Raw genomic sequence first — 12,276 nt, 5'->3', positions numbered from 1 at the left:
GTGTATAATATTACGGTTAATTATCAATTGCGGTGAATTAATGCGCATGGCAAATGAATTCATATAATAATTAAAAGGGAAAACCTGATTTTCCTTAAACAACATTCACTTTAAATTAACGTGCTCGTAGCGAAATAACGCCTGCAAAGGCAGGCGCAATAAGGTATTAACATCAGTTATAACAGGCAAATATTAACGGCGATAGTCACGGTACGGCCCGTCAGCCACCGAGCGGCGTTCTACCAGTTTCGGATGTACCTCGATGGTCTGCGATTCTTCACGCTTACTGACGATGCGATCCAGCAACATCGTGAAGGCCATTTCGCCCAGGCGCTCTTTCGGCTGATGCACCGTGGTCAGCGCAGGTGAGAAGTAACGGGCATTGCGAACGTTATCATATCCGATAACGGAAATGTCCTGAGGAACGCGTAAACCAAACTCATCGGCTGCACAAATCGCGCCCATCGCCATGACGTCGCCGCCACAGAAAACGGCGGTCGGGCGTTGTTTTTGCATCAGGATTTTCTGCATCGCCTGGTAACCTGACTCAGGTTCGAAATCACCCTGAACTACCCATTCTTCACGCAAAGGAATATTGGCTTCCGTCAGCGCTTTCACAAAACCCTGAAAGCGGCCACCGCCGGTGTTACGCGCCAGCTGCCCTGGGATCACGCCGATATCGCGATGACCGCGTTCAATCAGATAGCGTCCGGCCATGTAACCACCTTCAAACGCATTATCGATAATGCTGTCGGTGAAGTTTTTACGCGCTTCGCCCCAGTCCATGACGACCATTGGGATTGACCGGTATTCTTCCAGCATGTTCAGCAGTTCATCAGGATATTCCGCACACATCACCAGCAAACCATCGACACGTTTTTGTGCCAGCATCGCCAGATATGCCTGTTGCTTATCCAGATTGTTGTGTGAATTACACAAAATCAACGTATAGCCTTTGGAGAAGCAACTGTTTTCCACGGCTTCAATCACTTCTGCAAAATAGGGCGCTTCGCTCGAGGTCGCCAGCAGGCCGATCGTTTTAGTGTTATTGACCTTCAGGCTGCGTGCGACGGCGCTTGGCGAGTAGTGCAAGTCTTTGATGGCCAGCAGAACCGCGGCTTTAGTGTCTTCGGCGACGAAACGTGTTTTATTGATGACGTGCGACACGGTTGTGGTGGAAACGCCAGCGCGCTTTGCGACATCTTTAATCGTTGCCATGTAAGGAATGACTCCTGAACTCACGTGTTTCAGCACGTTAGCATTATGTTAATCGTTTGCTTGCGTGGATTTCACTGCGAGCTAATAAAAAGGCAGTGAAATCGTTGGGTGAGTTCGTCAGAGTGAGGCGTAAAGCGCCCTCGGGAGAAATCGACCGGCACACAGGCGTGGTAACCGACAATTTTCTCTTATATTGCAGGAAAGTGGAAGTGTTATTGTAGGTTATCGGGCATGAATCAACGCGGGATTTTAGACGTGAAGTATGAGAAAATGCGTTGGCACACATTTAGTGTGGCTAAATGAAGCGCCACAATTGATCTGTAAGGGGGTTTTATGGACCGCAATCTAAAATTGTCATTAATCACCACGGTTTGCGCTTTGCTTGTGATTGTCGCTTTCAGCTTCACCGCAGTGATGAACTAAAAGACGCGCAAGTCAGGCAATAAAAAGGGCGATTACCTGTTACAGGAATCGCCCTTTTCAATTTTACGCAGTGACCTTTAGCGCCGATACTCTTCCCTGCAGAAACGCTTCGTTAAATGCTATTCAATGGCTGATTAGCGAAACTTCAGACTTAACGAACTGTTTATTATCGGATCGTTTTCGGGGTCATTACCCGACGTGCGCCTACGTAATGGTCTTGCCAGTAATCATCGCCCAGAGAGGTGATTTTGATGTCTTCACCGGTACGCGGTGACTGAATAAATTTGCCGTTGCCAACGTAAACCCCGACATGGTCCGCGGCTCCGCGGTTATTGATTCTAAAGAACACCAGATCGCCCGATTCCAGCTCGCCGCGTTTTACCGGCGCTGCGTCGCGCAGGTGGTACATTTCGTTGGCCGTGCGCGGCATCTTAATGCGAATCAAATCTTTGTACGCGTAATAAACTAAACCACTGCAATCGAATCCCGTATTAGGTGAGGTGCCACCCCAGCGATAAGGCTTGCCAACCTGATGCATCAGCTTTGTCATCGCCGTTTGCTGCGCATGTTGATAACGTTTCTTATGCGTCGCACTTAATGTAATCGGCTTACTGTCTTCTTCAACTAACTTTTTACCTTTGCGGTGTCGACCATAAGGTTCTTTCCTGCTGGCCTTTGTCGTGGTGTTTTTTGCCAGAGCCCGGGTTTTAGATTTCTTATCGGCTTTGCTTTCGGCCCGCGTGGTCTTGAGTGTTTTTTCTTTTTTGCTCTCAACGTGGGTTGCGGCCCGCGTCGTTTTTAGGGTTTTTTCTGACGAGGTTTTTCGCTTAACCAGCTCTGTGCTTTTGACTCTCTTCTTCGTATTCTTTTCGTGGCTCTGTTGTTCTTTAACCGGTGCCACTTTAGTTTTTTTAGTGGTTTTGGCCGCTACCGTTTTTCGCTTTCGGCGTTCTTCAGGGGTAACCTGATTAACGTGACTCTTTTTCTGATCGGCCGTAACGCGGGTCTGCGGTGAGGCCTGGGCTATATTCAAAAATAGCTGGGTAAAGAGCAGCACAAAAAGCGTGAACAGTAAGCGCATAGCTTCGTTACCATGAGTGGTTAGGTTAAACATCAGAGATGTCAGAGTATTGCCTAAAAGAACCAGACAAAACAGCACGAATTGCCTCGATTCTAGATCATATTGTGAGAAAAAGTTAATAGCTTTTTTTATGCTGAAATAAACGCCATTTTTAGTTAAAAAAATGACCACTTTTCAGTATGTTAATATTTGCGTGAAACCATGGTGAATTGCAAATCCGGTGTTAACCCGGCCGGCAAAAATGTTATTCTCCATGAATCTTTTATTTTGTGAGCCCTAACGCAGGCACCGAAAATAGTGAAATAAAATGCCAGTATTGAGAAAGACCCTGCAAAAAATGGCGTTTTTATCTGACTGCTGCCATCGTTACAATAGAGGGTAGTGTGATTCAGCACCGTTTTTGAGTGCTGCGCGTGAAGAGTAATGACCGTGACAGCCTGTACCGGCTTGAGGAAGCAAGAAATGACCACTCCAACTATTGAAAAAATTCAGAAGCAAGTTTCTGAAAACCCGATTCTGCTGTACATGAAAGGTTCTCCAAAACTGCCAAGCTGCGGTTTTTCTGCACAAGCTGTGCAGGCGTTGTCTGCCTGTGGCGAACGCTTCGCGTACGTTGATATCTTGCAGAACCCGGACATCCGCGCAGAAATGCCTAAGTTTGCCAACTGGCCAACGTTCCCACAACTGTGGGTGGATGGTGAACTGGTCGGCGGCTGCGACATCGTCATTGAGATGTATCAGCGCGGCGAACTGCAACAGCTGATCAAAGAAACGGCTGAGAAATATAAATCTTCTGAATCTGAAGAGTAATCAGCAGAAGTCATTGGCTGCCTGAGCGGTGGTGAATGAAAGTGAAAAGAGCGACATTGCGTCGCTCTTTTTGTTTTTATACTGGCAGGATTTGCACCGATTAAAACTGTTACTGCTGATTTTCTTCCGATGCGGTTTCATCTTCCAGCTCTTCGGCGTTCATCGCCAGGGGCCAGCCACCTAAACGTTTCCAGCGGTTCACCAGCTCACAGAACAGTTCTGCGGTGCGTTCGGTGTCATACAGGGCAGAATGCGCCTGACTGCTGTCGAAAACCATGCCCGCGCTGATACAGGCCTTTGCCAGCACGGTCTGCCCAAGAACCAGCCCGCTTAATGCGGCGGTATCAAACGTGGCAAAGGGATGGAACGGGTTACGTTTCAATCCGGCGCGTTCGGCAGCGGCCATCAGGAAGCTGTGATCGAAATTGGCGTTATGCGCCACGATGATCGCCCGGTTGCAATTCTGCTCTTTCATCCCTTTACGGATGACTTTGAATATCTCATGCAGAGCATCGTATTCACTGACCGCACCGCGCAGCGGATTGGTTGGGTCAATCCCGTTAAAAGCCAGCGCCTCGGGCACCAGAATGGAGCCTTCAAACGGCTCAACGTGGAAATGTACGGTCTCGTCGCTTTCCAGCCAGCCGTCTTCATCCATTTTCAGCGTGATTGCCGCAATTTCCAGCAGCGCATCAGTTTTGGCGTTAAATCCGGCAGTTTCTACGTCGATCACTACAGGATAAAAACCACGGAAACGGCCTTTCAGCGCGTTAATGTCACTATTCTCGGCCATTAGTTTCTTATCTTCATCGAATTCAGCGCACATTATGACAAATTTTGCCGCCACTTGCAGGCGTGAGGTAAACATTCGGCAATAAAGCGGGCAATAAAAAGGGCGCTTTCGCGCCCTGAAGCCAGTTAGCAACGTATCAGTTGCCCAGACCCTGACCTGCATGTTTGGATTCGATCAGCTCGATTTTATAACCGTCCGGATCTTCCACAAACGCAATAATGGTGGAGCCGCCTTTAACCGGGCCCGCCTCACGGGTGACTTTGCCACCGGCGTTGCGGATGTCGTCGCAGGTTTGTGCCACGTTATCGACGCCTAATGCGATGTGACCGTAGGCAGTGCCGAGGTCATAGCTGTCAACGCCCCAGTTGTAGGTCAGCTCGATGACTGCGCCTTCGCTTTCATCGGTGTAACCGACAAACGCCAGAGAATATTTGTATTCGGTATTTTCGCTGGTACGCAGCAAACGCATACCTAAAACGTCAGTGTAAAAGCTGATAGCACGTTGCAGATCGCCGACGCGAAGCATGGTATGGAGTAAACGCATAGGTTCCTCTTTTATTTGCAGGATGAGAATAATCAGGTTCAGCCTAACCGATAGAGGCGGTTTTGTCTGTAAAACACAGAACAGGTGTTGAAACTCTGAACAAAAAAAGGCGACCGGAGGGGATCGGTCGCCTGCTGGTGGAGACTACTGGTTTAAACGGTTACAGCGTTGGGTAATCCGTATAACCCTGAGCGTCGCCGCCGTAGAAGGTTTCTGGTTTTGGTTCATTAAGCGGGGCGTGAGATTTCAGACGCTCGACCAGATCCGGGTTTGCGATATAGCTGCGGCCAAAGGCAACGGCGTCGATATACCCTTTTTCGATCAGTTCTTCGCCTTTTTCCGCGGTGTAAGCACCGGCACCTACAATGACACCCTGATAATGCGTACGGATCACTTCACGCAATTCTGTGGTGTAAGGTTTGCCGCCGGCCCAGTCAGGTTCGGAAATATGCAGATAGGCCAGTTTGCGTTTGTTCAGTTCGTCCAGCAGATAGATGGCTGCCTGCACCTGATCTTCACCGTTATCCAGACCGTTGAACGGACCCAGTGGGGAAATGCGGATCCCCACGCGCTCTGCGCCGATTGCTTCAATCGCAGCATCAACCACTTCCAGCGTCAGGCGGGTACGGTTCTCGATGCTGCCGCCGTACTGGTCTTCACGCAAGTTAGAAGCCGGAGACATGAACTGGTGCAGCAGATAGCCGTGTGCCGCGTGCAGCTCAATGTAATCGAAACCGGCTTCTGCGGAATACACGGCGGACTGACGGAAATCATTGATGATACCTGGGATCTCACTCAGTTCCAGCGCACGCGGCGTCGGGCAGTCGACGCGGATAGCGTTGCCTTGCTCATCACGCAGGCTGGTGCGGGTGTTTGGGTTTACAGCGGATGCTGAAACTGGCGTCTGGTTATCTGGCTGAACACTGTTGTGTGAGATGCGGCCGGTGTGCCACAGCTGAACGGCGATGTGCCCGTTTTTATCATGAACACCCGCAACGATTTTCTTCCACGCAGCAACCTGTTCCGGCGTGTGCAAACCCGGGGCGCCCGCGTAACCTTTGGCCTGGAAGGAAACTTGCGTCGCTTCTGTGATGATAAGGCCGGAACTGTGGCGCTGTGCGTAATACTCGCCCATCAGCGGCGTCGGGATATCACCCGGTTCAATGCTGCGCAGGCGGGTCAGGGGAGCCATAAAGACGCGGTTCGGTAACGTGTTTTTACCGACAACAATCGGGGAGAAAAGCTTAGTCATTTCAGTAACTCCGAGGTTAATGGATCGATCGGTATGAGGTGAAGAAAAGGGCTCTGCATCATACGACCTTAGTTATATGGGTACTTTTTAACGTATCTGCCCCGCCTCTGACTACGCGCAAGGTGCCTTTTTATAAATCACCTTGCGGGATGGCGAGAAAACGTCTTGAATGAAAGCTCACCGTTAATTGCGGAGGGTATGTGGCTCAACAGCTCGAGTTCTTTGAAATCCCCAGCCCGTGCCGTGGTATTTGTCAGGCCGATGAGCGGGGCTATTGTCGTGGTTGCCAGCGCAGCCGCGATGAGCGTTTTGGCTGGATTAAAATGACCGATACCGAGAAACGCCACGTGCTGCGTTTATGCCAGCAACGCTTATTGCGTCAGCAGCGTGCCGGAAAATTACCGGATGAGCCTCTGCCTGAACAGCCTGAGCTTTTTTAATCACCAAAGCGGGCATTCCCGTTTCACTTCCTGTTCATTCTTCCTGTCAGCATCAATACAGCGCGCCGGTCGTTGTGTATTCTGTGGGTCGAAAATACCAAAAATAAGGAAATCATCATGGATCCACGTACTCCTATATCGCCGCAAGGCCCGGTTTTCTCAACGCTGATTTGCGGCTACTGGCGTCTGATGGAATGGGACATGACACCGCAGCAGCTTTTGACGTTCATGGAGCAACATATAGAGCTGGGCATCACGACCGCTGATCACGCCGATATCTACGGTGGGTATCAGTGCGAAGCGGCCTTCGGTGAAGCATTGCGCCTGAAGCCTGCGCTGCGTGAACAAATGCAGCTGGTCAGCAAATGCGGTATTGCGACCACCGCCGATCCTGAAAACAAAATCGGCCACTACATTACGGATACGCAGTACATCATTCAGCGTGCAGAAAAATCCCTGAGCAATCTGCATACCGATCATCTGGATTTACTGTTGATCCACCGCCCGGATCCGCTGATGGATGCTGACGAAGTGGCTGAAGCTTTCACACAGCTGCATAAAAGTGGCAAAGTGAAACACTTCGGCGTCTCTAACTTCACGCCTGCGCAGTTTAGTCTGCTGCAGTCGCGCCTGCCTTTCACGCTGGTGACTAATCAGGTTGAGATTTCCCCGATCCATCAGCCTGCTATCCTCGACGGTACGTTAGATCTCTGCCAGCAGCTGCGCATCAAACCGATGGCGTGGTCATGTCTGGGTGGTGGTCGTCTTTTCAGCGATGCCGAATTCCAGCCGCTGCGCGATGAACTTCAGACCGTGGCGAATGAAATGGGTGCCGAGAATATCGAGCAGGTAGTGTATGCGTGGATTATGCGTCTGCCGTCAGAGCCGTTGCCGATCATCGGGTCCGGTAAAATCGAGCGTGTTAAATCTGCGTATAAATCGTTGTCACTGGAAATGACCCGCCAGCAGTGGTTCCGTATTCGTAAAGCAGCGCTGGGCTACGACGTTCCGTAACCCAGTGCTGTCTGACGGTCAGGTGGGTTTTGCAGAGGTTATCGCGGGGCTCGCCGGACCGTCATCCGTCGAAATCGCCTGTTGCAGCTGCGACAGTGAGCAGTATAACCGCCAGATAATACCCGCCAGTTCACGCGCCGCCGGTTCAGGGTGATGCGCCAGCGAATTGCTCATGCGCAATAATTCCACCAGCGTTGCATCCAGATTCTCGTGGCTAACGCCACGCTCGGTCATCACACCTTTGAGACAATGAATACACACGTCACGCACTGCAGACAGCGGATCTGAGCGAGTTCCCCATTCGCGTAACTGCCAGACGATGTGGCTGCAGTTAAGCAATACTACGCCCCAGCGCAGCAGCCAGGTACGGGAATGCTGATCTTTACTCTGATTGAGCTGGTTCATTCGGTGGTAAATCAGTGATTCAAACTGAAAATGGCTGAGCGAAGGTTTTCGGCTGAGCTGATCCATAAAATCGCGGCGCAGTGCACGAATAATGCGGCGGCTTTTACGCTTATCCGAACTTGGTCGTAAGACCTGAAACGCAATACCTGCCAGGGTTACGCCGACGATTTTGGCCACGCCACCATTCATAAACGCTCCGTAGTCGTAGTTTGGCGGGTTAGTCACCGCCAGAAACGAGCCTAAAAAGACGATCATCTGTCCCCATAAACCGGCATAGCGTTTGTACTGCAATTTCATCATCTGCATAGTGACTAACATTGGCAGGAAAAATGCACAAAATACCCAGAAATTGTCGATCTGAATCATCAACCCGAACTTGAGAATAAAACAGCCGATGAACAGCAATCCCAGTGATTTGATCAGCAATGTCACGCTGCTGATGGGGGAACTGGTAGAGGAGTAGAGCACGCAGCTGACCGCCGTCAGCGCGACGGCACCGGAACCAGAATCCCACTGCGTTGTCATCCAAAACGCACAGCCGACCACAATACACAGGAAGGTGCGCAGACCGTTATAGGCGGCCTCTACGGTGTCGGTATGCTGGGCCAAATGGCTAATTTTTGGCGGCTGAAGCGTCTCTGCTTCTGCGGCATTGGCTTTTTCCACGCGGCGTAACCAGCGCTCGTTGCGCAGATAAAGCCAGCAGAAATCGCGTAAACGCATCCAGAACGCCTGATGACGGAAATCGGCGGTGTCCTGAGGTTTAATGAGTCTGAGGATCTTCGACAGTTTGTATTTATCGGTGTCCGGCTTACGTAACTCGTCAAGCAATACGTTAAGGACGGAGGCCAGATTTTCAGGCTGCCGGGGCCAGTTGAGCAGCATACGGCGCAGGCTGGAAATATAACTGGTCATGCGCAGTTGTTGATGTAGCAAATAATTGAGCACGTTATTCTGACGGCGCAGACGGTAATGGCTCCAGACGGCCTGGATACGCAGCAAATTGAGGGTCAGAATCTGGCCGATCAGCCCCTCATGTGAGCTGCGGATCTTGTCATTCACTTCGGCATTCCACAGCAACTGAGCATGTTCTAGCAACTGTGTGTGCATTTTACGCAAAGAGGTGAGCAGGGCGTCACCGTCAGATGTGCTCGGCAGCACCATCATCATAAAACCACCACACAGAATACCGGTGATCACTTCGCCGACGCGCGCCTGTGCGATATCAAAAATTTGCGTCGTGTCGGTGACATTAACGGTTGAAAACACGATGATCGCCGCCGTGTAACCGGCCAGTGCGAAAGCGTATGAGACATTGTTCTGGTAGTGATTGGAGATGTATGTACACAGCCCCAGCCAACCCGCGATAGCAAAGGTGAAAAGCCAGGGCTCATTGAGACAATGGCCGGCGATAAATACCGCTGCGAGCGCGCCGAGCAGGCTGCCGATGATACGACCAATACTTTTACTGATCACCCCACCGACGGTCGGAAAACTGACCACGGCGGCGGAGGTTAACGCCCAGTAGGGTTCGTCCATCTGAAATTCAAAAGCAATAAGCAGTGACAGTATCATCGCGATTGAATTGCGCAGGGCATAGCGCCATTGGCCGCCCGTGGCTTTTCCCCACGGGGTGTTTTTCCATTCCAGCCAGGAGAAGTTCACGGCGCGGCCTTAATTACGGATCGAAATTGTGCAGGTGGTTCCTGCGACCAGCACGGTATGCTCCGGCACATCCTGAAGCTTAATGCGCACCGGTACACGCTGCGCCAGACGTACCCACGGAACGTTCGGTTTCACATTCATCAGCAGGTCATCAGAGGCATCCTGACTCTGATCGTAAATCGCCCGTCCAATACTTTCCACCTGACCTTTCAAAGGGATATTGCCGTTGAATAAGGTGATATCAGCCAGCGCGCCCTCACGGATATTCTTCAATTTAGTTTCTTCGAAATAGCCCAGCACATAGAAAGAGTGAATATCCACCAGACCGACCAGCGGCGTACCCGTGGAGGCGTAATTGCCCTTACGGGTTTGCAGATTGGTGATATAACCGTCAGTTGGCGCAACAATGCTGGTTTTGCTCAAATTCCATTTCGCCTGCTCCAATGATGACTGTGCAGCCTGATAGGCCGCCTGCATCGCCTTGGCGCTAATATTAGATTCATCGAGCGACTCTGCAGAAATAACATTGGTGCCCAGACCACGGCGTCGTGTGGCTTCATGATTGGCTTTGGTTAAATCTGCGGCGGCTTTCGCCAGATCGGCCTCGGCATTATTCACTGCAATTTTAAATGGCACCGGATCCAGACTGAACAACGGATCACCACTTTTCACGAACTGGTTGTCATGCACATTGATATCAATAATGCGACCAGACACTTCCGGCGTGATATCAACAATTTCGGCCCGCACTTTTCCATCGCGAGTCCAAGGCGATTGCATGTAGAAATTCCACATCCACCATCCGGCACATATTGCGACCGCGAAAACCAACACTGTTGAGAAATATTTTAGGGTTTTAAATTTCATTTTAAGAGGTTCACCATGAGCAACAGTGCAGCACAAATAGAGATCACAAAAAGGGATAAATCCATCAACGTTGGATGCCAGACTTCACCGGAATAGATCCAATCACGCAGCAGCCGATGTATCAAAAGCCAGAATACCAATCCCAGTAAAAATGCTTTGAAAATTGGAGGGAAATAAAGTGAGGCACCTAGCACCAAATCAGGGAGCGGGAAGCCTGCTTGAAACATTTGGGTATTCACAATATTAATCTCTGCCAGTGATTGTGTTATAAACGAGTTTGCCATTAGATGCCGGGATGTGGCTTCTGGTTACAGCAGTACCTATTATTATATACAGAATTGTAATTTCTCGATTAAAGTTCTTAAAACTAAGCTAAACTCTGGGGAGTTATCTTAGCATGCTAATTATAAGGAGGGGATAATTGGAATCGAATCTGGGGTCAGATCTAGCACGATTAGTTCGTGCCTGGCGTGCGTTGATTGATGATCGGCTTAAGCCGTTAGAACTTACGCAAACTCATTGGGTAACATTACACAATATCAACATGTTACCACCAGAACAGTCACAAATTCAGCTGGCGAAAGCCATCGGTATTGAACAACCGTCTCTGGTCCGCACGCTGGATCAGCTCGAAGAAAAAAAGTTGATCACCCGGCAGACCTGCGCCAGCGATCGCCGTGCTAAACGCATTAAGCTCACCGAAGAATCCGCACCGATCATCCATAAAATGGAGACGGTAATTAACTCAACCCGCAAAGAAATTCTATCCGGTATGTCAGCCGTAGAAATCGAACAACTTAGCGGAATGTTGTCACGGCTGGAAAAAAATATTGCTTCATTACAAAGCAAATCATAAGAAACAAAATTCTATTTACGTCACACAGCCTTGATTCAGCACTGATTTCAAAAGGGTTATCCATAAAAAAACCGAAGCCATTGGCTTCGGTTTTTTGGTTTCCGGCTGCATTGCAGCTCAGAAGACTCAGGCGCCAGGAGACACCGTAATGGTGCTGCCACTGCTCGCCATGCTGACACGCTGGCCGACGCTGAATTTGGTAGGACCGGCTTTCTGAACCACCTGAATGGTTGTGCCGTCATCACGACGGATTTGCAGTTCTACACCATTAGAACGGTTAAGGTTACTTTGTACACCCTGACCTGCAACGCCACCGGCTACTGCGCCTGCAGCGGTCGCCAGACTACGACCAGTACCGCCACCGACGGTGTTCCCGAGGAAACCACCTAATACAGCACCGCCCAGCGCACCGATGATGTTGGAATCATCGCCACCCTGGATCTGCACCGCACGGGTAGAAACGATGGTGCCGTAAGTGACCTGCTGGATTTGTTTTGCCTGCGAAGATGAATACACATCGCCAGACAAAGAGTTATCGCTGACGCAACCAGCAAGGGAAACGCCGGCAAGTGCGACGACAAGTAAACGCTTAATCATAAATAGCTCCTTTAAGATGCTGCTGCACTTCTAACAGGGTAGCGACAACAACAGAGAAAAACCGGCACACAGTTCAACATCACTGTCGAGGCTGTCATTAACCATATTGACTTAACTGTCTTCGAGTATAACGAAGTTCTCTTCAACTAATAATAAACGCAGGTTTAAGTTTAAGACAGCTTTGTGTTAAATCAAAAACACCGCGGTTTAACATACTGAGTGCTTGTTTTTACAACACGGATAAATTTCAAAAGACGGTATCGTGAGATGAAAAACACGGAGTCATCACAGCGTGTGATAAAAATTCAGTA

Annotated in this window: 14 protein-coding genes; 5 read left to right on the top strand and 9 right to left on the bottom strand. The window is 50.0% G+C overall.

The features are described from left to right. Positions 1-192: 192 nt before the first annotated feature. Positions 193-1,218, bottom strand: coding sequence for an HTH-type transcriptional repressor PurR (gene purR, locus AC0Z7K_RS05045; protein ID WP_413529817.1), 1,026 nt, complete (start codon positions 1,216-1,218; stop codon positions 193-195). 333 nt (positions 1,219-1,551) lie between these two features. On the opposite strand from purR, the gene cydH reads away from it, so the two are divergent. Then, positions 1,552-1,641 (top strand): cytochrome bd-I oxidase subunit CydH, encoded by a 90-nt coding sequence (gene cydH / locus AC0Z7K_RS05040; protein WP_112168485.1) that lies wholly within the window; start codon positions 1,552-1,554, stop codon positions 1,639-1,641. A 166-nt stretch (positions 1,642-1,807) separates the two neighbouring features. Here the strand turns inward: cydH and AC0Z7K_RS05035 are convergent, their stop codons facing one another. Beyond that, the gene (locus tag AC0Z7K_RS05035; protein WP_485613390.1) at positions 1,808-2,722 is read right to left on the bottom strand and encodes a C40 family peptidase; all 915 of its coding nucleotides are present in this window, start codon (positions 2,720-2,722) and stop codon (positions 1,808-1,810) included. Between the two features lie 462 nt (positions 2,723-3,184). Between AC0Z7K_RS05035 and AC0Z7K_RS05030 the strand changes: the two genes are divergently transcribed. Further along, positions 3,185-3,532 (top strand): Grx4 family monothiol glutaredoxin, encoded by a 348-nt coding sequence (locus AC0Z7K_RS05030; RefSeq protein WP_056773605.1) that lies wholly within the window; start codon positions 3,185-3,187, stop codon positions 3,530-3,532. Positions 3,533-3,641: 109 nt separating this feature from the next. Here AC0Z7K_RS05030 and rnt read toward each other — a convergent pair whose 3' ends face one another. The 3 genes from rnt to nemA all read right to left on the bottom strand — a co-directional run bounded on the left by rnt (position 3,642) and on the right by nemA (position 6,121). Beyond that, the gene (rnt, locus tag AC0Z7K_RS05025; RefSeq protein ID WP_413529815.1) at positions 3,642-4,358 is read right to left on the bottom strand and encodes a ribonuclease T; all 717 of its coding nucleotides are present in this window, start codon (positions 4,356-4,358) and stop codon (positions 3,642-3,644) included. Positions 4,359-4,461: 103 nt separating this feature from the next. Further along, the gene (gloA, locus tag AC0Z7K_RS05020; protein ID WP_213052384.1) at positions 4,462-4,869 is read right to left on the bottom strand and encodes a lactoylglutathione lyase; all 408 of its coding nucleotides are present in this window, start codon (positions 4,867-4,869) and stop codon (positions 4,462-4,464) included. Between the two features lie 160 nt (positions 4,870-5,029). Next, the gene (gene nemA / locus AC0Z7K_RS05015; RefSeq protein ID WP_485613145.1) at positions 5,030-6,121 is read right to left on the bottom strand and encodes an N-ethylmaleimide reductase; all 1,092 of its coding nucleotides are present in this window, start codon (positions 6,119-6,121) and stop codon (positions 5,030-5,032) included. Positions 6,122-6,321: 200 nt separating this feature from the next. On the opposite strand from nemA, the gene AC0Z7K_RS05010 reads away from it, so the two are divergent. Next, positions 6,322-6,561, top strand: a complete 240-nt coding sequence (locus tag AC0Z7K_RS05010; RefSeq protein WP_112168489.1) for a DUF1289 domain-containing protein — start codon at positions 6,322-6,324, stop codon at positions 6,559-6,561. A gap of 117 nt (positions 6,562-6,678) precedes the next feature. Further along, positions 6,679-7,575, top strand: a complete 897-nt coding sequence (locus AC0Z7K_RS05005) for an aldo/keto reductase (RefSeq protein WP_485613143.1) — start codon at positions 6,679-6,681, stop codon at positions 7,573-7,575. 18 nt (positions 7,576-7,593) lie between these two features. Here AC0Z7K_RS05005 and AC0Z7K_RS05000 read toward each other — a convergent pair whose 3' ends face one another. From AC0Z7K_RS05000 to AC0Z7K_RS04990, 3 genes are read right to left on the bottom strand one after another with little or no spacing between them, the layout of a single operon-like run. Beyond that, positions 7,594-9,645: an FUSC family protein gene (locus tag AC0Z7K_RS05000; RefSeq protein WP_485613141.1), complete on the bottom strand. Its 2,052-nt coding sequence runs from the start codon at positions 9,643-9,645 to the stop codon at positions 7,594-7,596. Between the two features lie 9 nt (positions 9,646-9,654). Next, positions 9,655-10,512, bottom strand: coding sequence for an efflux RND transporter periplasmic adaptor subunit (locus AC0Z7K_RS04995; protein ID WP_413529812.1), 858 nt, complete (start codon positions 10,510-10,512; stop codon positions 9,655-9,657). Further along, entirely contained in the window at positions 10,509-10,739 is a 231-nt protein-coding gene (locus tag AC0Z7K_RS04990) for a DUF1656 domain-containing protein (protein ID WP_413529859.1), read from the bottom strand. Before AC0Z7K_RS04990 ends, AC0Z7K_RS04995 begins: the two co-directional genes overlap by 4 nt. Positions 10,740-10,933: 194 nt before the next feature. On the opposite strand from AC0Z7K_RS04990, the gene slyA reads away from it, so the two are divergent. Continuing rightward, positions 10,934-11,368, top strand: a complete 435-nt coding sequence (gene slyA, locus AC0Z7K_RS04985) for a transcriptional regulator SlyA (protein WP_485613139.1) — start codon at positions 10,934-10,936, stop codon at positions 11,366-11,368. Positions 11,369-11,494: 126 nt separating this feature from the next. Here the strand turns inward: slyA and AC0Z7K_RS04980 are convergent, their stop codons facing one another. Then, positions 11,495-11,965 (bottom strand): outer membrane lipoprotein, encoded by a 471-nt coding sequence (locus tag AC0Z7K_RS04980; protein ID WP_112168494.1) that lies wholly within the window; start codon positions 11,963-11,965, stop codon positions 11,495-11,497. Positions 11,966-12,276 lie beyond the last annotated feature (311 nt).

The organism is Rahnella sp. 1L-D-7-B-C2, assembly GCF_057290995.1.
This window is presented reverse-complemented; position numbering and strand designations above follow the sequence as displayed.

What these genes read in the sequence shown, in the direction of transcription:
- purR (WP_413529817.1), bottom strand. Translation starts at nt 1,218, where the DNA reads ATGGCAACGATTAAAGATGTCGCAAAGCGCGCTGGCGTTTCCACCACA.
- cydH (WP_112168485.1), top strand. Translation starts at nt 1,552, where the DNA reads ATGGACCGCAATCTAAAATTGTCATTAATCACCACGGTTTGCGCTTTG.
- AC0Z7K_RS05035 (WP_485613390.1), bottom strand. Translation starts at nt 2,722, where the DNA reads ATGCGCTTACTGTTCACGCTTTTTGTGCTGCTCTTTACCCAGCTATTT.
- AC0Z7K_RS05030 (WP_056773605.1), top strand. Translation starts at nt 3,185, where the DNA reads ATGACCACTCCAACTATTGAAAAAATTCAGAAGCAAGTTTCTGAAAAC.
- rnt (WP_413529815.1), bottom strand. Translation starts at nt 4,358, where the DNA reads ATGTGCGCTGAATTCGATGAAGATAAGAAACTAATGGCCGAGAATAGT.
- gloA (WP_213052384.1), bottom strand. Translation starts at nt 4,869, where the DNA reads ATGCGTTTACTCCATACCATGCTTCGCGTCGGCGATCTGCAACGTGCT.
- nemA (WP_485613145.1), bottom strand. Translation starts at nt 6,121, where the DNA reads ATGACTAAGCTTTTCTCCCCGATTGTTGTCGGTAAAAACACGTTACCG.
- AC0Z7K_RS05005 (WP_485613143.1), top strand. Translation starts at nt 6,679, where the DNA reads ATGGATCCACGTACTCCTATATCGCCGCAAGGCCCGGTTTTCTCAACG.
- AC0Z7K_RS04995 (WP_413529812.1), bottom strand. Translation starts at nt 10,512, where the DNA reads ATGAAATTTAAAACCCTAAAATATTTCTCAACAGTGTTGGTTTTCGCG.
- AC0Z7K_RS04990 (WP_413529859.1), bottom strand. Translation starts at nt 10,739, where the DNA reads ATGTTTCAAGCAGGCTTCCCGCTCCCTGATTTGGTGCTAGGTGCCTCA.
- AC0Z7K_RS04980 (WP_112168494.1), bottom strand. Translation starts at nt 11,965, where the DNA reads ATGATTAAGCGTTTACTTGTCGTCGCACTTGCCGGCGTTTCCCTTGCT.